This is a genomic window from Acinetobacter sp. YH12072 (genome assembly GCF_013419565.1).
Classification (GTDB): Bacteria; Pseudomonadota; Gammaproteobacteria; order Pseudomonadales; family Moraxellaceae; genus Acinetobacter.
Genome location: NZ_VOZV01000003.1, coordinates 112,491 through 132,706 on the forward strand (window position 1 = coordinate 112,491; position 20,216 = coordinate 132,706).

Annotated in this window: 20 protein-coding genes; 8 read left to right on the forward strand and 12 right to left on the reverse strand. The window is 45.6% G+C overall.

All coding sequences use genetic code 11. The features are described 5' to 3' along the window. Positions 1-191: 191 nt before the first annotated feature. Genes FTU19_RS02705 through FTU19_RS02715 form a run of 3 tightly spaced genes read left to right on the forward strand, consistent with a single transcriptional unit; the run spans position 192 to position 3,859 of the window. On the forward strand, positions 192-827 hold the full coding sequence (locus FTU19_RS02705; RefSeq protein ID WP_005233474.1) for a response regulator: 636 nt from the start codon (positions 192-194) through the stop codon (positions 825-827). Positions 828-854: 27 nt separating this feature from the next. Next, entirely contained in the window at positions 855-2,420 is a 1,566-nt protein-coding gene (locus FTU19_RS02710; RefSeq protein ID WP_180011332.1) for a PAS domain-containing sensor histidine kinase, read from the forward strand. 17 nt (positions 2,421-2,437) lie between these two features. Next, positions 2,438-3,859, forward strand: coding sequence for a sigma-54 dependent transcriptional regulator (locus FTU19_RS02715; protein WP_180016639.1), 1,422 nt, complete (start codon positions 2,438-2,440; stop codon positions 3,857-3,859). On the opposite strand, the gene FTU19_RS02720 is transcribed toward FTU19_RS02715, so the two are convergent. The 4 genes from FTU19_RS02720 to lptF all read right to left on the reverse strand — a co-directional run bounded on the left by FTU19_RS02720 (position 3,860) and on the right by lptF (position 8,901). Further along, on the reverse strand, positions 3,860-5,032 hold the full coding sequence (locus FTU19_RS02720; RefSeq protein WP_034703419.1) for a S41 family peptidase: 1,173 nt from the start codon (positions 5,030-5,032) through the stop codon (positions 3,860-3,862). Positions 5,033-5,055: 23 nt separating this feature from the next. Continuing rightward, positions 5,056-6,603, reverse strand: coding sequence for a 2,3-bisphosphoglycerate-independent phosphoglycerate mutase (gene gpmI, locus FTU19_RS02725; protein WP_180130060.1), 1,548 nt, complete (start codon positions 6,601-6,603; stop codon positions 5,056-5,058). A 124-nt stretch (positions 6,604-6,727) separates the two neighbouring features. Then, entirely contained in the window at positions 6,728-7,798 is a 1,071-nt protein-coding gene (gene lptG, locus FTU19_RS02730) for an LPS export ABC transporter permease LptG (protein ID WP_180003801.1), read from the reverse strand. A 2-nt stretch (positions 7,799-7,800) separates the two neighbouring features. After that, complete coding sequence (gene lptF, locus FTU19_RS02735; protein WP_034703425.1) at positions 7,801-8,901, reverse strand: LPS export ABC transporter permease LptF; 1,101 nt, start codon at positions 8,899-8,901, stop codon at positions 7,801-7,803. Between the two features lie 156 nt (positions 8,902-9,057). Here lptF and FTU19_RS02740 point away from each other — a divergent pair, with 156 nt between their 5' ends. From FTU19_RS02740 to FTU19_RS02750, 3 genes are read left to right on the forward strand one after another with little or no spacing between them, the layout of a single operon-like run. Beyond that, positions 9,058-10,506, forward strand: coding sequence for a leucyl aminopeptidase (locus FTU19_RS02740; RefSeq protein ID WP_179992211.1), 1,449 nt, complete (start codon positions 9,058-9,060; stop codon positions 10,504-10,506). After that, complete coding sequence (locus FTU19_RS02745) at positions 10,499-10,906, forward strand: DNA polymerase III subunit chi (protein WP_179992212.1); 408 nt, start codon at positions 10,499-10,501, stop codon at positions 10,904-10,906. The genes FTU19_RS02740 and FTU19_RS02745 overlap by 8 nt, the downstream gene beginning before the upstream one ends. Before the next feature lie 26 nt (positions 10,907-10,932). After that, the gene (locus FTU19_RS02750) at positions 10,933-11,547 is read left to right on the forward strand and encodes a hypothetical protein (RefSeq protein WP_159123955.1); all 615 of its coding nucleotides are present in this window, start codon (positions 10,933-10,935) and stop codon (positions 11,545-11,547) included. A gap of 103 nt (positions 11,548-11,650) precedes the next feature. Here the strand turns inward: FTU19_RS02750 and FTU19_RS02755 are convergent, their stop codons facing one another. The 7 genes from FTU19_RS02755 to glnK all read right to left on the reverse strand — a co-directional run bounded on the left by FTU19_RS02755 (position 11,651) and on the right by glnK (position 17,790). Next, on the reverse strand, positions 11,651-12,196 hold the full coding sequence (locus tag FTU19_RS02755; protein WP_004787301.1) for a VTT domain-containing protein: 546 nt from the start codon (positions 12,194-12,196) through the stop codon (positions 11,651-11,653). 109 nt (positions 12,197-12,305) lie between these two features. Then, positions 12,306-12,965 (reverse strand): riboflavin synthase, encoded by a 660-nt coding sequence (locus FTU19_RS02760; RefSeq protein ID WP_034703431.1) that lies wholly within the window; start codon positions 12,963-12,965, stop codon positions 12,306-12,308. A 23-nt stretch (positions 12,966-12,988) separates the two neighbouring features. After that, on the reverse strand, positions 12,989-14,281 hold the full coding sequence (locus tag FTU19_RS02765; protein ID WP_004787305.1) for a DNA adenine methylase: 1,293 nt from the start codon (positions 14,279-14,281) through the stop codon (positions 12,989-12,991). Then, complete coding sequence (gene ribD / locus FTU19_RS02770) at positions 14,278-15,366, reverse strand: bifunctional diaminohydroxyphosphoribosylaminopyrimidine deaminase/5-amino-6-(5-phosphoribosylamino)uracil reductase RibD (RefSeq protein ID WP_179992215.1); 1,089 nt, start codon at positions 15,364-15,366, stop codon at positions 14,278-14,280. The genes FTU19_RS02765 and ribD overlap by 4 nt, the downstream gene beginning before the upstream one ends. Positions 15,367-15,368: 2 nt before the next feature. Next, positions 15,369-15,836 carry a transcriptional regulator NrdR gene (gene nrdR / locus FTU19_RS02775; RefSeq protein ID WP_004787309.1) on the reverse strand — a complete coding sequence of 156 codons (468 nt, stop codon included), beginning with the start codon at positions 15,834-15,836 and terminating at the stop codon, positions 15,369-15,371. A gap of 139 nt (positions 15,837-15,975) precedes the next feature. Beyond that, positions 15,976-17,391, reverse strand: coding sequence for an ammonium transporter (locus FTU19_RS02780; RefSeq protein WP_166136495.1), 1,416 nt, complete (start codon positions 17,389-17,391; stop codon positions 15,976-15,978). Positions 17,392-17,451: 60 nt separating this feature from the next. After that, positions 17,452-17,790 (reverse strand): P-II family nitrogen regulator, encoded by a 339-nt coding sequence (gene glnK, locus FTU19_RS02785; protein ID WP_004650081.1) that lies wholly within the window; start codon positions 17,788-17,790, stop codon positions 17,452-17,454. A gap of 278 nt (positions 17,791-18,068) precedes the next feature. Here glnK and FTU19_RS02790 point away from each other — a divergent pair, with 278 nt between their 5' ends. Together FTU19_RS02790 and FTU19_RS02795 are read left to right on the forward strand one after the other, a co-directional pair. Beyond that, positions 18,069-18,296, forward strand: a complete 228-nt coding sequence (locus FTU19_RS02790) for an accessory factor UbiK family protein (protein WP_180025476.1) — start codon at positions 18,069-18,071, stop codon at positions 18,294-18,296. 65 nt (positions 18,297-18,361) lie between these two features. Then, on the forward strand, positions 18,362-19,852 hold the full coding sequence (locus FTU19_RS02795) for a YifB family Mg chelatase-like AAA ATPase (RefSeq protein ID WP_180130062.1): 1,491 nt from the start codon (positions 18,362-18,364) through the stop codon (positions 19,850-19,852). Positions 19,853-19,898: 46 nt separating this feature from the next. On the opposite strand, the gene FTU19_RS02800 is transcribed toward FTU19_RS02795, so the two are convergent. Beyond that, on the reverse strand, positions 19,899-20,216 hold a 318-nt coding region (locus tag FTU19_RS02800), incomplete at its 5' end, for a transposase (protein WP_180130065.1).

Sequence of the window (20,216 nt, forward strand, 5' to 3'; positions counted from 1 at the left end):
TAAGATTGATTTGCGTATTACCTCTAATATGCCTTACATTTAAACACAATGCCGAACATTTTTTGTTCTTGACACTATGTGATAAGTTTCAGATTTAATCTGCGAATAGGATTGCTAATTTTGTAGTTTCATTGCAAGCTTATTTTGCTTTATGTAACAAAAAAATGATTTTTTAATGAGGGAGAGTCTAGGTGATCACAGTTTTAGTTGTCGACGACCATGAATTAGTTCGTACTGGAATTTGCAGAATGCTGGAAGACCATGCGGATGTTCAGGTGATTGGACAGGCTGAATCTGGTGAAGAAGCAATTACCCTCGTCCGTCAGCATCATCCCAATGTGGTTCTGTTAGATGTCAACATGCCAGGTATCGGTGGTGTAGAAACCACACGCCGTTTGCTACAGACTGCTCCTGAAACCAAAGTTCTTGCGGTCAGTGGCCTGGCTGAAGAACCTTATCCTTCACTATTATTGAAAGCAGGTGCCAAAGGTTATATCACCAAAGGTGCACCTGTATCAGAGATGGTCCGTGCCATCAATAAAGTCATGCAGGGCGGTAAATATTTCAGTGCCGACATTGCTGAACAGCTGGCGAGTTCTTACCTGTCCGATACCCAGCAATCTCCTTTTGACGCACTGTCTGAACGTGAAATGCAGGTAGCCATGATGGTAGTGAACTGTATCAGCGCGCAGGAAATTGCCGACAAGCTGTTTGTAAGTGTTAAAACAGTTAATACTTACCGTTACCGGATCTTCGAAAAACTGAATATCGATAGTGATGTTAAACTAACCCATCTTGCAATGCGCTATGGCCTGATTAAACCTTAATTTAACCCTCTGCTTAATGCGGTTCCTATGGCGCAAACATCCAGTTATTCTGAACTGAATCAATATCATCTGGGCCTATGGTATAGCGCCTACCGCCTGATTATCAGCACGGGTCTGTTGCTGATTTTTCTGCTGACTTATCCTGATATGACTACAGATTATCAGTATCCTAAACTCTATCACTATGCCTTAATGATTAGCGTCGCCGTCAATACTGTGCAGCTGTTTACGCTGAGATGGGTAAAGCGCCTGATTCAGCCGCAGTTCATTCTGATTTTTGCCAGCGATGTCTTTTTTCTCAGTTTATTGACCTTGGCCAGTCAGGGTCCAAACGTGCATCTCGGACTGATTTTTGTTATTACCATTTTTTCAGCCTCATTATTGCTCGATGCCAAGAAGGCCCTGATCATCACCCTGATTGCGGTGATTAGTATCATCTACCAGCATTTTATCGGCAGTATTTTTGCCTTTTCCTCGCTTACCAATATCGGGAATAGTGCCCTGCTGGCCTTTTTGTTTTTTGTCGTCTATGGCTCAGGACAAATTGCGGTACGGCGCTTTCAGATTCTGGAAAACCTGAATTTTTCTCAATCGCTGGAACTATATCGCTTACAGAATATTAACCGCTATATTCTGGAACAGATTGAAACCGGCTATCTGGTTTTAGATGAGAATTACCATGTGGTGCTCAGTAATCCGGCTGCCTGTCATCTGCTCGGCATTGAGCCAATGTATGCCCATGAAAGATTTTCGTTATACCAATCTCAAAATGACCTGTTTGAACTGATCCGTTTTGAAAATCTGGAAAATGGCGAGCGGTTTCAATTTGAATCCCAGCAGAGTCGTTATAATATTCACGTGCAGGTACAAAAGCTGATTGTGCCGCACCAGACTCTGACTCTCCTCGTGCTGCAAGATGCCCGTAAACTTAATCAGCAGGTGCAACAGTTAAAGCTTGCTGCTCTAGGCCAGCTTTCCGCCAGTATTGCCCATGAAATTCGCAATCCTCTGGCTGCCATTGTACAGGCCAATGATCTTTATCTCGATTCTGAACCTGAACAGCAACAAGTTCTGCATCAGATGATTAGCCGACAGGCCACCCGGATTGACCGGATTATTCAGGACACCCTGAATATGGTGAAGAATAAAGAAACCCATCCAGTCGTAATTCAGCTGAATGAATTTATACCACTGTTTATTCAGGAAGATTTAGCAGATGTGGCGGACCAGATTCAATTTAATATTGATGTACCACTGGCAATTCAGTTCGATGAAGCCCAGTTACGTCAGATTCTAATTAACCTGATTCGTAATGCCATCCGGCATAATTCACCGGATTCGTCCCATATTCAATTGAATATTCACCCATATGAACATAAGGTATGGATAGATGTCCGGGATTTTGGCTCTGGTGTTGCCACCCATGATCAGGAATTATTATTTAAACCTTTTTTCAGCACGTCTATCCATGGAACGGGACTCGGACTATATTTATCACACAGTTTTTGTGAAGCCAATCAGGCACAACTCAACTACATTTCACAAGAACAGGGCGCATGCTTTCGGATTAGCTGTCAACGTGTGACAGCATAAAAGGAATAAGGGGAAATATTGTGGAACAACAACCACTGGTTTTATTGGTGGATGATGAGGAAGATCTATGTACCCTCATGCAAATGTCATTGATGCGCATGGGAATCCGTACGCATATTGCTCATCGTCTGGAAGATGCAAAAAAATGTCTTAGGGATCATCAATATGATGCCTGTCTGACAGATCTAAATCTTCCTGATGGCAATGGTCTGCAATTACTGGACTGGATTAACCAGCATTCCCCTCACCTTCCGGTAGCTGTTCTAACGGCCTATGGTAATATGGAAATTGCCATTGCTGCACTCAAGGCAGGTGCATTTGACTTTGTCAGCAAACCGATTAATCAAAAGCATCTGGAACAACTGCTGCAAAAAGCGCTAAATAAACCAGTAGACTATTATCAGAATAATTCCAATGACTCATTAGAGCATAAGCTGCTAATTGGACAATCCCTGCCTATTCAGCAATTACGTGTCACCTTGAAAAAAATTGCCCGCTCTCAGGCCCCGGTATTTATTACTGGCGAATCAGGTACCGGGAAGGAAGTGGTGGCCAATCTGGTTCATCGTCTTAGTAACCGCAATGAAGGGCCTTTTATCGCGATTAACTGCGGTGCAATCCCGACTGAATTAATGGAAAGTGAACTGTTTGGCCACAAGAAAGGCAGCTTTACTGGCGCGACTCAGGACAAGCAGGGACTGATTCAGTCTGCCCATGGAGGCAGTTTGTTCTTAGATGAAATCGCCGAATTACCGCTATCTATGCAGGTTAAACTGTTACGTGCCGTCCAGGAAAAACGCATTCGTCCAGTCGGTTCTGATACTGAAATTGATGTCGATTTCCGTGTTATTAGCGCCAGCCACCAGGATCTCGATGCGCTGGTACAACAAGGCAAATTCCGTCAGGATTTGTTCTTCCGTATTCACGTGATGGATCTGGTCTTACCACCACTGCGTGAGCGCGGCCAAGATATTCTGCTCCTCGCTGAGCATTTTGTTCAAAAGATCTGTCAGGAATGGGAGATTCCTGCGAAAAAACTGACAGAACGGAGCAAGGAATTTTTACTGGAGCAATACTATCCGGGCAATGTACGCGAACTGCGTAACATTATTGAACGAGCTATTACTTTGAGTGATGAAGACAAGATTGATCTTCAGCATCTGCAAACTGCTCCACTGCGTCATACGGTATCCGTCCAATCAGAAACGGCAAATCTGGCAGAGCCGACCTCATCTACGGATCAGATCATTATTCCCAAGAAACTCCCCGAGGAAGGTCTGGAACTGTATTTAGAAAAGATTGAAAAAGAAATTCTGCTGAATGCTTTGAATCTGACGCATTGGAATCGTACATTGGCCGCCAAAAAACTCGGTATGTCGTTTCGCTCTTTACGTTATCGTCTGAAAAAATTCGGACTGGATACCGAAGAAGAGGAATAATTATTTCTGCAGGAGCAGCAAGTCTGTGACGTGATCCAGATAGCTCTCCTCACGCGCATCCTGACCGAGAGGATAGGTGAAATGTGGCTGAATCCCCTGTCCTTCAATCATATTGCCGCTCGGGCTAAAGTATTGCGACACCGTCATCTGCAAAGCAGAGCCATTGCTCAAAGGAAACAGTTTCTGCACCACCCCTTTGCCATAGCTCTTTTCCCCTACCACCCAGGCACGATTATGTTCTTTCAGAGCAGCAGTAAATACTTCTGCAGCGGAAGCCGAACGGTTATTGATTAGAATCCCGACTTTCAGATTTTGAAATTCAATTCCTGGAAGTGCCTGAAATTGCTGATTACCTTCAGAACGGCTCTTGGTCGAGACAATAATGCCCTGATTCAGGAACAAATCTGCTGATTCAACAGCCGCAGACAATAAACCACCCGGATTATTACGTAAGTCAAACAGCACTGCTTTCAGGCGATTGGTTGAATAACTTTCAATAATTCGCTTGATTTCATTAGCAGTATCTTGCTGGAAAACTTTGACCTGCAGCACCAGAACCTGATTACTGTGCAGCGTCGATTTAATCTCGGTATCCACTTTGGTATTGCGGACCAGTGTAATCGGTACACTTTGCGCAGAAAGCTGAAGCGTTAAAGTAGAGCCAATGGCACCAGTCAATAAATCTCGCACCTGCTCACGTTTCAGCGCACTCAAGACCTGATCATCAATCTTATAAACTGTGACACCATTGCGAAGGCCTTGTTTGGCAGAGTCAGCATCCGGACTTAGGCCTTGTACCATCCATTGTTTTAGCTGTGGATTAAAATGCAGATCAAAATCAATACTGGCCAGATCACCTTCAGTATATTCACGCAGCTGTTTATAGTCTTCAGGAGATAAATAGCGGGAATAACGGTCCAGGCCGCTCACCAAACCTTGAATGGCTTGCTGGAAAAGCACATCGTCATTTTTGTCTTGAATATAATTATCTTTGACGATGCCATAAATCTGAACAAATTCCTGGATGGATGTAACAGGAATTTCATTATAGACCTGTTCATCCATTTCCAGTTCATCGAGTGCCATCTCGGTCGAAACAGCACTCCAGGCGGAATGACTCAAACACATCAGTAAGCAGGATAAGACTACAGACTTGCCATGTGTTTTTATCATTCTTAGACCTGTTTTATAAAAGATTAAGCATGCAGCTCAATAAGATTGCGACCCTGCATTTCAGCTGGTACCGGAATTTGCATCAAGTTCAGCAGGGTTGGTGCAACATCAGCCAGTACGCCACCTTCTGCGATTGTTGCAGAGCTTGGACCCACATAGATAAATGGAACCAGTTCAGTGGTATGCTGGGTATGCACTTGACCGCTCTGATAATCCTGCATCTGCTCCACATTACCATGGTCTGCAGTAATAATCATATGACCTTTTTTCGCCATCACAGCTTCATAAACTCGGCCTAAGCAAGTATCCACGGCTTCAACGGCTTTCACTGCTGCATCAAATACACCAGTATGGCCGACCATATCACCATTGGCATAGTTCACAACCAGTAGGTCAAACTCGCCTGAATTGATCGCTGCCACCAGTTCATCTGTTACTTCATAGGCACTCATTTCCGGTTTCAGGTCATAAGTCGCAACATTTGGAGATGGGATCAGGATACGTTTTTCACCTGGATATTCATCTTCACGGCCACCGCTAAAGAAGAAGGTTACATGCGCATATTTCTCAGTTTCTGCAATACGTAGCTGAGTTTTGCCCAGGTTCGACAGATACTCACCTAAAGAATTTACCAGCGCTTCTGGCATATAGGCTACTGGCGCATCAATGGTCGCCTGATAACGGGTCAACATCACGAATTTCGCCAGATTCGGTACAACCTTACGTTCAAAACCGGCAAAATCTTTTTCAACAAAGGCACGAGTCAATTCACGGGCACGGTCAGCACGGAAGTTCATGAATACAACGCTGTCGCCATCCTGAATCTTCACAGTGTCGCCAATGCGAGTCGCTTTTACGAATTCGTCTGATTCCTCTGCAGCATAAGCCTGTTCCAGACCTTCAACTGCAGTAGCTGCAGTACGCACTGCTTCACCTTCAGTCAGCAGACGATACGCTTGCTCTACACGATCCCAACGGTTGTCACGGTCCATGGCAAAATAACGACCGATCATGCTGACAATACGACCCTGGCCCGGATATTGAGCAAATAATGCATCCAGTTTTTCTAAAGAGGGTTGCGCACTTTTTGGTGGTGTATCACGGCCATCGAGAAACGCATGCAGATAAACCTGAGCACCGCGTTTTAAAGCCAGTTCAGCCATCGCCACGATATGATCTTCGTGTGAGTGCACACCGCCTTCAGACAACAGACCCATAATGTGGACTGCGCCATTTGCTGCTTTGGCTTTCTCAACCGCATCTACCAGCACTTCATGTTCGAAGAAAGCACCAGTACGGATATCTTTGGTAATACGGGTAAAGTCCTGATACAGCACACGGCCAGCACCGAGATTCATATGACCAACTTCAGAGTTCCCCATTTGACCATCAGGCAGGCCGACATCTTCACCTGAACCTGAGATCAAACCATGCGGATGCTTTTCCTGCATAGCAGTTAAATTTGGTCGTTTAGCCGCTAAAAACGCATTGTCTTCGACCGCTTCGCGATGACCCACACCATCCATAATCACCAAAACGTGAGGGATTTTGCCAGCAGTTGCATCCGTCATAATGAAATACTCTTTTCGTCTACGAATTAATCGCTCTAGTTTACCGAATTTTGCAAAAAGAGGCCATGACCAGACGATGGTTTAAGCCTCTTGTTGCGATTGATTTCTTCTATTTTCCTGTAGTTTAGCGGGCCCGATGGAGCAAGTAGCCGCCAATAGCAAACATCAGCAAAATAGGAATAAATACAAACCATGCCGGTGACGGCGCATAGACCAGACTGGCATAACCGAGAAAATCCTGCAGATAGAAGAAGCCTAACCCTGCGAATAACGCAATCACCAAACGGAAGCCCATCGATTGCTGACGCAATGGCCCAAAGATAAATGAACAGGCAATCACTACCAGCGCAATCAGGGCAAATGGCGAACCGACTTTCTGCCAGAAAGCCAGCTGATAGGTTTTAGGTACCTGACTATATTCATGCATATAGCTCATAAAGCTCACCAGCTGGCTTGGCGATAAATCTTCCGGATCAATCGTCACCATATGCACATATTTCGGCTGCAAGGCCAAAGCCAGTGGTTGCTCATCATGCTGTACCAGTGTCGCATTGCCGTTTTGTAAAATATCAAACTGTTCTGTGCTATCTAGTTTCCAAGCCCCATCTTTGACGAATTCACCCTGCTTGGCATCCAGAGTACCCCGCAGTCGGTAATTGTCATCAAAGTCCAGCATCTGTACATTTTTCAGCTGGCCCTTGGCGTTGGCATAATCAATATAGATAAAGCGATTACCCTCACGCGTCCAGTAACCTTTCACTTCACCAATTTTGACTGGCTTGTTATAGCTTTTGACTGCTTTGGCCTGTTCATTGGTATATGGAATCACCCACTCGCTCAGGGCAAACGATAATACGACCAATAGCAATGCTGAACGGATCACCCAGCCGACAATCCGCCACAGACTGACTCCGACTGAACGCATTATGATCAGTTCACTATTGGAAGCCAATGTACCTAAACCGAGTACCGCGCCAATCAGTGCCGAAATTGGCAGGATTTCATAAAGATAATTCGGTGCCCCCCAGAGTACATATTTCAAGGCATCCCAGGCACCATAGCCTTCTTTCAGGGAACCCAATTCACCTAAATACGTAAATAAGACCTGCAGACCTGAAAGAACAGCGGTTGCCCCAAGCATCGCCAGCGCGGTGGTTCCGGTCACATGTTTGGCAACTATACGACGTGCTAACATTGTTAAGACCTCACTCGCTGAATCCGTTTTTTAATTTTTGGCGCCAAATTCTGTTTACGTGAGAACAATGCACCGGCTATGGCATATATGATCAGGACCAATGGATAAGCCCAAATGCCCATTTCCGCCTTGCTGACCCGGGTTTTGATCGCCATCAGGGCGACGATCAGGCTGGCAAAGATCATCAGTGCCGGGAATAATTTGAGATAGCGACCTTGACGTGGGCTCACTTCAGACAGGGCTACAGACAAAATCAGGGCAATTACAATGGCAAATGGTACAAAGACACGCCAGCCAAGCTCACTGGCTACGACAGGATCCTGACGATTTTTCCAAAGCTGTCCGGTCGGCAAGGCTTCAACTTCATCACTGGCCAGTTCTGCTTCTTTATCACTTTCGATCCGTAAACGATAGCTTTCAAATTCAGCCTGGGTATATTGCGGCGTGCCTGGATAAATTTCATAGCGGCGGCCATTGACGAGATCGACCACATTGGCCGCATCATTCGGCATTTCAATTCGGGTCGCTTCCTGCGCCAGAATCATCACATCTGGCTTGCCTTCTTTTTCCGCACGCTGATAGAAGAAGATATCTTTCAGGTTTTTGCGATCTTCGGATAGATCTCCGGCATAAATGGTATAAGGTCCGGAAGAGATAAATTCTTTGGGCCGAACCAGATCAAAGCCGGTTCGTACTGCCTGCTCACTGGTCAAGGCTTCGAACTGTCGAATCCCCCACGGTGAAGCCCACAACATGAGAAAGCCTTGTGCAAGGAGATAGACCAAAGTCATCGGAATCAAAAGACGTGCCAGCTGATGCCGGCTAATTCCGCTACCATTTAAGACCGCCATCTCATGATCAACATAGAGACGACCAAAGACCAGCATTAAGCCAATAAAGAACCCAAGTGGAAGAATCAAGGTCAGGAATTCAGGCAAACGATAACCAATGATGCTGAACAGGATTCCAGCATCCAGACGCCCCTGTGCGGCCACACCAAAATACTTGATCAAACGACCGCCCATCATGATAAGGGTCAGTAAGGCAATCACCACCAAGGAGGTCGATACCACTTGCTTGACCAGATAACGCCGAATAATCAAATTAGTTCTTCCAAAATGAGCTCCATAAAACGAGTGCTAGTTTACCCGAATAGCAAAAATATAAAACCTAGGTGGCTCTGCCCATTGAAAATCTATTCGGATAAATGTTTCAATGCTTGAATGATTTGCAAATCTAAACAGGCGTGAAAACAAGATATGAACCTTACAATTAATACGTCATTCCCAGAGAATGGATCAAGTCAATCTTTGTTGATTTTAGTCGACTCAGAACAGATTCAGAGCGCTGCATCAACATACCAAATCAACAGCCTAGATACATTAATTAAAGCATCTCAATTCAAGGCTGGTCTGGCAGAAAGTTTAAGCCTGATTGGACAGGTCAGCCAGTCTCAGCATGCGGCCCTGATCGGCCTCGGCAAGACTGCCGAATTACAAGCGGGAAAACTGGCGAAAATTGCCCAAGCCATTATTAAAGGCTCTCAAAAAAAATTCAAACAGATTTCTGTTGATCTGACACAACTTCCACAAGAATTGCACTATCTGTTTGCATTGGCTTTAACTCAAGCCAGCTACGGCTATGACGAATACAAGTCAAAAAAGAACGAATTTATTCTGCAGCAGATTGATTTCATCGCTGCCGAAACTCCGCTAACAGCTGAACAGTTGCAATTGATTCAGGCCGTTCAGACTGGTCAGAATCTGGCGCGTGATCTGGGTAATCGTCCTGGCAATATTTGTTTCCCAGAATATCTGGCAGAACAGGCGCAAGCGCTGGCGGCTCAATATCCGGACCTGCTTAAAGTAACTGTACTTAATGAACAGCAAATGGCTGACCTTGGTATGGGTGCCTTCCTTGCAGTTAGCAAAGGTTCAGACCGTCCAGGCCGTATTATTACAATTGAATATCTGGCTCATCGTGAAGAAGCACCAGTTGTATTACTGGGTAAAGGCATTACTTTTGATACCGGCGGTATTTCATTAAAACCAGGCGCTGGCATGGATGAAATGAAATACGATATGTGCGGTGCAGCTTCAGTTCTGGGCACGCTTCGTGCACTATGCGAATCTCGTTTACCAATTCATGTGGTAGGTGCGATTGCTGCAGCGGAAAATATGCCATCGGGCAAAGCCACCCGTCCAGGTGACATCGTAACCACCATGAGTGGTCAAACTGTTGAAATTTTAAATACTGATGCTGAAGGCCGTCTGGTTCTCTGTGATGCGCTAACTTATGTGAAACGCTTCAACCCTGCCCTGGTGATTGATATTGCAACTCTAACCGGTGCTTGTGTAGTGGCCTTAGGTTCAGTCTTGACCGGTATGTTTACGCCAGACAATGAGCTGGCTGCAGAGCTTGAAACCGCCGGCCAAAATGCATTTGACCGTGTATGGCGCATGCCAGTACTGGACGACTATCAGGAACAACTGGATTCACCATTTGCTGATATTGCCAATATTGGTGGCCCTAAAGCCGGTTCTGTAACAGCTGCATGCTTCCTGCAACGTTTTACGCGTGAATATCGCTGGGCTCACTTGGATATTGCAGGTACTGCATGGAATTCAGGTCCAAATAAAGGCGCAACTGGCCGTCCAGTACCTCTATTAATGCAATTCCTGGCTAATCGCGTTCAAAAGCATGGCTAAGGTCAGCTTTTATTTATTTGAAAAAAGCCCTGAACGACAAGTGGACAGCACTTGTCGTTTATGCCGTAAAATTTTGCGTCAGCCAGAGCGTATCTGGCTGCTGTGTGCCGATCCTGCCTTACAGCAGGAACTGGATGAAAAGCTATGGAACTTTGATCCTGCCAGCTTTATTCCGCATGGAATCGATCAGCCAGATGCGACCGTTTGTATATCGGCTCAATTACCAGAGCAGCCTGGCTGGATTATTTTTAATTTTAATCCGGAAGCACTTGAACCTGATGCGAAATTTAGTCACATTATTGAGATTATTGAAAACAATGAACCAGCCAAACAGCTGGGACGTGAAAAATATAAACAATATCGTCGCTTTGGCATTCAGCCAAATACCTTTAAGCTCTAAGTAATCACGTGAACAAGGAGATGCAAGTGGCATTAAATGTAGGTCCAGATTTTAAACAGCGCTGGTTAAACACGCCTGAGGCTGTACGTCAGACCTTTATCGATGACCTCTCGCGCATCTGTGAAGTACTTAAGCCTGAAACCGCTGTAGAAGAATGGCTCGTTCGCGACCAACAGTTACAGAAAGAGTCTGAGCGTAAAATTGAAGCAGCGTATGCACAGCGCAAGGCCGAACTGATTGAAGAAGCACGTATTCGCAGACAACGGGCACTCGAAAAAGCCTTAGCCGAAAAACGTGCTGAAGAGCAAGCCTATGCCGAACAGCTACGCCGTGATGAAGAGCGAAAATTTGCCGAGCAGACCCGGAAGCTGGCTGAAATGCGTCATATGCTAGATACTGAGGTTCAGGATTATGCCGCACGTTATCAGAAAAATCCGGATCAGGTGCTCGACTTTGCCAAAGGTCGCCTAAATATCGACGATACCCAGATTTTATCTGAGCTGGAAAGCTTACGGTTACGTCTGGAACTCGAAGCAGAAACTGTGATTGAACAAACCGTCAATGCACTGCGTGAGAAATTACGCGCTGCAGCCAAAGAAGAAATTGACTATATTCTGAAAAATTCTGATCTGGCTGAGTAAAGTTGATCGTCAGTTGGCTGAAAAGATTCTTTTTATTTTTCAGCCTAATCCATCCCCTGTCTTGGTTAGTTTATTCCATCAAACTATAAAATCTGCTTTAAAATTAAAACAAGTCAGCCAGTAAAAATGCGGTATTGCCAAGCAGATAGCCCGCCCCTAGCAGAGTGCTAATCCAGAGAATTCCCCCAGTCACATTATAAAAACTGAAAGTTGCAAAGCTCATATGGCCAGAACCTGCCGCAAAAGGACCGAAGGAACGTACAAAGGGAATAAAACGCGCAATTAAGATCGTCTTGCCGCCATGTTTCATAAAATAATGATTGGTTTTGACCATATATTCGGGTTTGAAAAACCGTGAATGCTCATTGAAATATTTTAATCCGAGCACCCTGCCTGAATAATAATTCACGGTATAACCCAGAATCGAAGCAATCAGCAGCAATAAACCCATGGAGTGTAAGGTAATCAGGTCAGAGCTGGAACACAGCGCACCGACGGCAATCAACAGACTGTCACCGGGCAAAAAGAAAAAAAATGGCGAACCTGTTTCCGCAAAAATCACCAGGAACAAAATTGCATAGATCCATACCCCATACTGCTCCAGCAATAAGGGTAAAGACTGTTCAAGATGAAGTAAAAAATCGAGCATTCGACCTGTCCACTGGGGCTAAAATCGCGAGTTGAGCTACGTATTATCCCGAAAAATAAAAAAACAGTCTAATTTTTCAATTAGATTGTCTGGTAATTGCGCAGCTAATTTATTTCAAAAAGCCATTTTCGGCTAAGAATTCCATGCTGATTTTAGACTGTTCTGTAGTTTCTGCGGCCTTGTCACCAAGCAATAAACGCTCGATATAACGTGCCAGTACATCCACTTCCAGATTGACTTTAGTGCCTAACTTCCAGGTACCAATATTGGTCCGTTCTGCCGTATGCGGAATTAGATTCAGACTAAGGATATTTCCACGCAAGTGATTGATGGTCAGGCTGATGCCATCTACTGTTATAGAGCCCTTCTCTGCCAGATATTTGGCAATTTCTTTTGGTGCAGTCACTTCAAAATAAATGGAACGGGCATCGGAACGTACCACCGTAATTTCACCTACAGCATCGACATGACCAGAAACAATATGTCCACCAAAGCGTGTAGTTGGTAGCATCGCCTTTTCGACATTTACAGGTTGGCCGACTTTCCAGTTAGCCAGTGTAGTCCGGTCCAGGCTTTCACGTGATACGTCTGCAGCATACCAGTTCTCACCCCAGTCAATTACGGTCAGACAGATACCATTGGTGGCAATTGAATCGCCTAGATGTACATCGGACATATCTAGATCCGTCTGGATGCGTAAACGCACATCACCGCCAACGCTTTGCAGGCTCTCGACCTTGCCCAGACTTTCAATAATACCTGTAAACATCTTTATTTCCTTTTTCTCTGCACTTACCACAAGGCCAATTGGGTACTCACCCCGGTCGTATCCACACCGCCCAGCTCGGCATAATGATGCAACTGGCTCAGTAACTGACGGATTGGCGGACCTGACTTGGCATGTGTGTCGGTAATTACAATAAATTCTAGTACACGTGCACGTTCAGACTGGCGCTGTTTGCTGACACGATAACGTGGCACATCCTGAGTGAGCAAGGTTACACGGCCACGTTTCAGGTTGGCCTGCAGCAAATCTGTGGCACTGATATTACCATCGGTTGAATAACTGGTCAGGATAAAACGCGCATTAATGGTCGCCAACAAAGTTTCATAGGCTTCTTTGGCATGCTTGGATGAGTTGTACTGACTTGGACGTTCTTTACGCCATGCACGGTCAATCCCGCTCTTGAAGCCTTTAGTGTCTGGAGTCGGTAAATCCACCTGATCCCACAGCGTTAAAGCATTGAGTACATGATAGTTACTACTATAGGCATGCTGGTTATACGGTGGATCCAGATAAGCCACATCGACTTCAAAACCACTCATCTGATTGGCCAGATGTTGGGCATCTACACACCACATTTCTGCAGCAGGTCCTTGATGCTTGGCATCTTCACAGAAACGGCTTGGCGTTAACCAAAGTAAAGATTCAATACGTTCTAGTGCAGTCTGGGTTTTTCCACCCCAACCATGATGAAAACTTTTAAATACACCAGAAGTATTGCTGACAAAACTGGCTGAATAGAGCAGCGGTGCTAACAAAGCACTCATCTCGACATCATCGATTGCACCTTGCGCCTGCCAGGTCGCAATCTGCTGACGAATGGCATCAATACGCATGCCATTACGGCGCTTGAAGAACAAACGGTCACGGGTCGGATCATAGATTTCGTCATTGCGTGGACACAGGTTATGCGTCACCCAGCCTTTGACTTCAGGCAGACGGTTTAGATAGTCGATCGCTTTCTGATAGCCACCCAGTTCTTTAAATGCAGGTGCATCAGTGCATGCCAGAACTGCATGATTCAGCGCATGGCTATACGGTTCCCAGTCATTGGCAATGACACGATAGCCATTTTGACGTGCCAAACGTGATACCACACCAGAACCGGCAAAGAAATCGGCAAATATCGGCGCACGGCCATCTTCACGTTTTAGGGTTCCCGTGCTCTCAAGTGCTTCCAGAATTAAGTGTAGTAAACGGCGTTTGTTCCCCAGATAAGGAACCAGCTGATGGAAAAGATATTCATCTGTGGTACGTGCCGCATGGCGACGTTTGTGGTAAACCGTAGACTCTGAATTCATAGTGTCTCTTGAGAGGGAATTAACCTGAAGCGCACGTCATCACCCAAACGGGTCACGTCCTGCAACTTGAATCGAAGTTGTTCTGCCATTCGGCTGAATTCTGCATTGAACATACTACGCGCAGTTTGCCCCAATAAAGTCGGTGCAACATAACTGATGAGTTCATCCACCAGCCCTGCCTGTAAAAATGCAGTAGATAAAGTCGCACCTGCTTCAACCAGCACATCATATATCTGATGCTGCTGAACCAGTTGCTGTAATAATTCTTTTAAAGGCTGAATTTCGAATTGGATCACACCCAGATCAGCCAGCTCCTGACGATAAGGCCCCATCACCATCACCGTTTCTGGAGTCTCCAAAATCTTGGTAGTGAGGGGTAAACGCCCCTGGCGATCCAGAATAATCCGTTTGGGCTGAACTACCGTGCTGATGTCATTCATACCTTTCAGGCTACGGACATTGAGCTGACAGTCATCAGCCAATACAGTTTCAATCCCGGTAATCACTGCGCCAGAAATGGCGCGCCAGTGCTGGACATCCTGACGGGCTTCAGGACCGGTAATCCATTTCGATTCACCCGATGCCATTGCCGTACGGCCATCCAGACTCGATGCAATTTTCAAACGGACATAAGGCATCCCAGTCGCCATCGCTTTTAGAAAGCCATCATTCAGTGGATGTGCTTCATCTTCACAAATGCCGACTTCAACGTCGATTCCGGCATCTTTCAGGATTTGCACACCTTTGCCAGCGACCAGTGGATTCGGATCAGGACAAGCCACAATCACTTTAGCTACGCCTGCTTCAACCAATCCTTTAGCACATGGTGGTGTACGGCCATAATGGGCACAAGGTTCCAAAGTCACATATGCTGTTGCGCCACGTGCCTGCTCTCCGGCCTGACGCATGGCAAAGACTTCCGCATGAGGCTGACCCGCTTTGGGATGAAAACCTTCACCCACGACTATGCCATCTTTGACAATGACACAGCCGACATTCGGGTTGGGTTTAGTAGAGTACTGTCCCTGACGTGCCAGCTCAATGGCACGACGCATCCAGATTTGATCTTGAGTGAGTTCAGTCATGCTTATTCTTGAAACTCACCGCGTTGCTGCATCTGTTCAATCTGACGACGAAAGGCTTCGACATCCTGGAAATCCTGATAGACCGAAGCAAAACGGACATAAGCGACATGATCAAGTGCAAATAGAGATTGCATGACAATTTCACCAATCGTGCGTGATTTCACATCACGCTCACCCAGACGGCGAATCTGCAACTGGATATCACTGAGCACCGTTTCAATCTGTTCTTGCGTCACAGGACGTTTCTGCAAGGCATGCATCAGGGAACGGCGTAATTTGGCTTCATCAAAGGGTTCATTCTTGCCATCAGATTTGATGACACGCGGCATCACCACTTCATAACTTTCAAAGGTGGTAAAGCGTTCATTACAACTGACGCATTCACGACGGCGGCGAATCTGGCAACCTTCAGCGGCCAGGCGTGAATCAATCACTTTACTGTCTGGTGTATTGCAAAATGGGCAATGCATAGCGGTTTAATTGAACAAATCCTGATGATTTCCGAGTGTAGCAAAAATTCCAAACTTTGTAGAGTTTTACGCAACATATAGAAAAAAAACAGCCCAGATGGGCTGTTTTACACAATATATTGATTATTGTTTTAGCAGATTATTCTACGCGTTCGCCATGTTGACTTAAGTCCAGACCCATGCGTTCATCATCAGAAGAAACACGGATACCGATGATCAGATCAATTACTTTAAGAATCACGAAAGTTAATACTGCAGAGTAAGCGATGGTTGCCAGTACACCTTCAACTTGAACCCAAAGTTGGCTCATTACATTTGCTGGAGCAGCATCACCCATGATGAATTCGCTTGCGAAGAATGCTGTCAGAATCGCACCAACGATACCACCCACACCGTGCAAACCAAAGGCATCTAGAGAATCGTCGGCTTTTAGTGCGCGTTTCAGAGCAGTAATACCCCAGAAACATACCACACCACCGATCAGACCCATTGCCAGCGCACCACCGACAGTCACGAAACCAGCTGCTGGAGTAATCACCACCAGACCTGCTACCGCACCAGAAGCCCCACCTAATACAGATGCTTTACCACGTACTACTTTTTCAGTAATTAACCAAGAGATCGCTGCTGCCGCTGCTGCAACTTGAGTTACGATCAGCGCATAACCTGCAGAACCATTTGCACCCAATGCTGAACCACCGTTGAAGCCGAACCAGCCTACCCAAAGTAAGCTTGCACCGACTACAGTTAAAGTCAGGTTATGTGGCGCCATTGATTCACGGCCAAGACCCATACGTTTACCAAGCATGTAGGCTGCAACCAGACCCGCTACACCTGAGTTGATGTGAACGACTGTACCACCAGCAAAGTCAAGCGCACCGTCGTTACCTAACCAGCCGCCGCCCCAGACCCAGTGAGTAATTGGTGCATACACCAGAATCACCCAGAGTGCAATGAATGCCACAAAAGCACCAAACTTCATACGCTCAGCAATCGAACCGCTGATGATGGCAACCGTAATAATGGCAAACGTCATTTGGAAGATCACGAACAGGATTTCAGGAATTGTGCCTGAAAGCGCATCGGTGGTTATTCCAGCCAGCATGAGCTTGTCCAGACTGCCGATAAAGGCATTTCCTTCACCAAAGGCCAATGTATAGCCAATCACGACCCAGGCAATACTGACTACGGCTGCGGCAACAAAGCTGTGTGCCATTGTTGCCAGCACATTTTTCTTACGGACCATACCGCCATAGAACAGGGCTAAACCTGGAATGGTCATCAGTAATACAAGGGCTGTTGAAGTGAGAATCCAGGCTGTATCGCCAGTATCGAGAGTAGCTTCTTCTTCTGCAGGCGCTGCTGGTTCAGCTGGCGCCACTTCAGCAATCTCTGCTGTAGTTGTGTCTGTTGTTGTAAGTGAAGTATCACCAGTCTCTGCAACGAGTGCGACTTCTTCAGTAGGTGTTGGTGCTGTTACGGCCTCTTCAGCCCACGCAACAGAACCACCTAAAAGAGCGCTGGACAAGCCGAACGCCATTAGCATTTTTTTCATTCGTATCCCCCAACCATGTTTTTTGTGAGTTATTAGGTACTCAGCAAACTTCGTGCCAAATTAAACAGCGTCTGCACCTGTTTCACCGGTACGAATACGGATGACTTGTTCTAAGTTAGTTACGAAAATTTTTCCGTCACCGATTTTGCCAGTGCTTGCAACACGAGTAATTGATTCAATTACCGAATCAACCATTTCATCGCTGATTGCGATTTCGATTTTGACTTTCGGTAGGAAATCTACAACGTATTCAGCACCACGATAAAGTTCAGTATGGCCTTTTTGACGACCAAAGCCTTTGACTTCAGTCACAGTGATGCCTTGAACACCAATTTCAGATAATGCTTCACGCACATCATCCAATTTGAAAGGTTTTACAATTGCAGTTACGAGCTTCATGTTTGTTTTCCTTCGGCTTATTTCACCAGTAAGGTTTTATGTTCAAATTTCATGCCAAGATTCCTAAGGTCGGGGGAAATTAGAAAGCCCGGCACGATGTTTCTTGCTCTTTTATTTTATACTTATAACGTATTGGAATCTGCATAAATTGGATATTTTTTATGTGGATTTTTACAATATTACTAATCGAAGCAGCCTATATTTTATCTGAAATACTGTCAGTCACTCTTGCAGCAATGCTACACTGTCCGCGCATTTATATGGCGATGGATCGGATTATGATTGAAACCCTGTTACAAGCAATTTTGCAGCAAGTTGAACAGCCTAAAAAGGACCTGGAGCACAATCTGCGTGCCCTGCTCAATGAAGCCGTCAGTAAAATGGATTTAGTGTCTAAAGAAGAGCTCGAACGTCAACGCACTGCCCTAAATAATGCCAATCAGCGTTTAAATGTTTTACTAAAACAAGTCGAAGAGCTAGAAGAAAAAGTCTCGATTAAAAAATAAGCACAACTACAGTGCACAAAAGACACGAGAACAATAAAAATAATGCACTATATTGGAACAACAATATGTCTTTTGCCAAAATTTATACGCGAGGCCTGTTAGGCCTGCATGCACCTTTAATTGAAGTCGAAGTTCATGTCAGTTCTGGCATGCCTTCCCTCACCATTGTGGGGCTTCCTGAAGCCGCAGTCAGGGAAAGTAAGGATCGGGTTCGATCAGCTATTCTGAATAGCGGCTTTCAGTTTCCGACCAAACGCCTGACCATTAATCTGGCACCTGCCGATCTACCTAAAGATGGCTCACGTTTGGACTTGCCGATTGCGCTAGGAATTTTAGTGGCCTCAGGGCAGCTTCCAGAAAATTGCACAGATGACCTTGAATTTATTGGTGAACTGGCCCTAGATGGTCAATTGCGGCCTGTAACAGGAATCCTGAGTATTGCAATCGCCTGCCAGCAGGCACAGCATCAACTGATCTTGCCTAGTCCGAATGCTCAGGAAGCCTCTCAGCTTCCGGATTTTCAGGTATTTGCTGCCAATCATTTACAGGAAGTCTGTGCACATCTGGCTCAAGCAGAAACCTTGCCCCCGTTTAAGACCAGCCCATTAGATCAGCACTCTTTTTATAAATTTGATCTTGCGGATGTGAAAGGACAATTGCGACCACGACGTGCCTTGGAAATTGCAGCTGCAGGTGGCCATTCCCTGCTGTTACGCGGCCCACCTGGTACAGGTAAAACCTTATTAGCATCGCGCCTCGCCAGTATTTTACCTCCCTTAAATACTCAGGAAAATCTGGAAGTTGCTAGTATCTATTCAATTGCCAATGCCAATCATCCCTTTGGCCAGCGGCCATTTCGGGCACCGCATCATACTGCGTCTGCCATTGCACTGGTCGGCGGTGGCTCACATCCTAAACCTGGAGAGATCACACTGGCACATTTGGGCGTTTTATTTCTAGACGAACTGCCTGAGTTTGACCGCAAGGTTTTAGAAGTATTACGTCAGCCGCTTGAGTCCAAAGAAATTGTAATCTCACGTGCTTCCCGGCAAATTACTTTTCCAGCCAACTTTCAGTTGGTGGCAGCCATGAATCCCTGTCCATGCGGTTATGCATTTAATCAGGACAGCCGCTGTCAATGTTCACCTGAAAGCATCAAGCGTTATCAGAACCGGATTTCTGGTCCATTACTGGATCGGATTGACCTGCATATTGACGTACCACCTTTACAGGCACAGGAGTTACAGGACAATAAACCCGTCGAAAACTCTGAAACGGTCAGACAGCGCGTGATCACCGCCTATAATATTCAGATCGAACGGCAAAATGCCTTGAACATGAGTCTTAGTCCAAAGCAACTAGAACAATACGCCCCTCTCGATCCACCAGCTCAGAAAATGATTGAACTGGCTCAGCAGAAACTGAATTTGTCAGCACGAGGCTATCATCGGATTTTGCGTGTTGCCCGAACCATTGCCGATCTTAACCAAAGTCCAGATATTCAGACTGGGCACTTATCGGAAGCCTTGTCTTATCGCGGGCAGCAGCAGATTTAGAATATTAAAAAAGGCGACCTGAGATCCATTGCTGTCCCACAATTTTTCACAAGAGGAAGCTCAAATGAGCTTCCTCTTGTTTTATGGGTATTTTATCGGGTGAAAATAAAGCTTTTAAAGTTCTTCTTTCAAACAAATTCACTTGAATTATTCTGAGTAAACGTTGAACTGTCCAACCTGTTTTTCCTAAATGTTGAGCGAAACTCACCAATAAATAGGCGATCATCGCAATCCAGATTTGTGTCTGAATTGCGTTCCTGCTGCGGCCTAGAAACGCTTTTAATTTGAGATTCTGCTTAATCGCCTTAAAGAACAGCTCAACTTTCCAACGATCTTTATAAATCGCCGCAATGGTGGAGGCGGC

What these genes read in the sequence shown, in the direction of transcription:
- FTU19_RS02710 (WP_180011332.1), top strand. Translation starts at nt 855, where the DNA reads ATGGCGCAAACATCCAGTTATTCTGAACTGAATCAATATCATCTGGGC.
- FTU19_RS02720 (WP_034703419.1), bottom strand. Translation starts at nt 5,032, where the DNA reads ATGATAAAAACACATGGCAAGTCTGTAGTCTTATCCTGCTTACTGATG.
- gpmI (WP_180130060.1), bottom strand. Translation starts at nt 6,603, where the DNA reads ATGACGGATGCAACTGCTGGCAAAATCCCTCACGTTTTGGTGATTATG.
- lptG (WP_180003801.1), bottom strand. Translation starts at nt 7,798, where the DNA reads ATGTTAGCACGTCGTATAGTTGCCAAACATGTGACCGGAACCACCGCG.
- FTU19_RS02740 (WP_179992211.1), top strand. Translation starts at nt 9,058, where the DNA reads ATGAACCTTACAATTAATACGTCATTCCCAGAGAATGGATCAAGTCAA.
- FTU19_RS02745 (WP_179992212.1), top strand. Translation starts at nt 10,499, where the DNA reads ATGGCTAAGGTCAGCTTTTATTTATTTGAAAAAAGCCCTGAACGACAA.
- FTU19_RS02755 (WP_004787301.1), bottom strand. Translation starts at nt 12,196, where the DNA reads ATGCTCGATTTTTTACTTCATCTTGAACAGTCTTTACCCTTATTGCTG.
- FTU19_RS02760 (WP_034703431.1), bottom strand. Translation starts at nt 12,965, where the DNA reads ATGTTTACAGGTATTATTGAAAGTCTGGGCAAGGTCGAGAGCCTGCAA.
- FTU19_RS02765 (WP_004787305.1), bottom strand. Translation starts at nt 14,281, where the DNA reads ATGAATTCAGAGTCTACGGTTTACCACAAACGTCGCCATGCGGCACGT.
- ribD (WP_179992215.1), bottom strand. Translation starts at nt 15,366, where the DNA reads ATGACTGAACTCACTCAAGATCAAATCTGGATGCGTCGTGCCATTGAG.
- nrdR (WP_004787309.1), bottom strand. Translation starts at nt 15,836, where the DNA reads ATGCATTGCCCATTTTGCAATACACCAGACAGTAAAGTGATTGATTCA.
- FTU19_RS02780 (WP_166136495.1), bottom strand. Translation starts at nt 17,391, where the DNA reads ATGAAAAAAATGCTAATGGCGTTCGGCTTGTCCAGCGCTCTTTTAGGT.
- glnK (WP_004650081.1), bottom strand. Translation starts at nt 17,790, where the DNA reads ATGAAGCTCGTAACTGCAATTGTAAAACCTTTCAAATTGGATGATGTG.
- FTU19_RS02790 (WP_180025476.1), top strand. Translation starts at nt 18,069, where the DNA reads ATGATTGAAACCCTGTTACAAGCAATTTTGCAGCAAGTTGAACAGCCT.
- FTU19_RS02795 (WP_180130062.1), top strand. Translation starts at nt 18,362, where the DNA reads ATGTCTTTTGCCAAAATTTATACGCGAGGCCTGTTAGGCCTGCATGCA.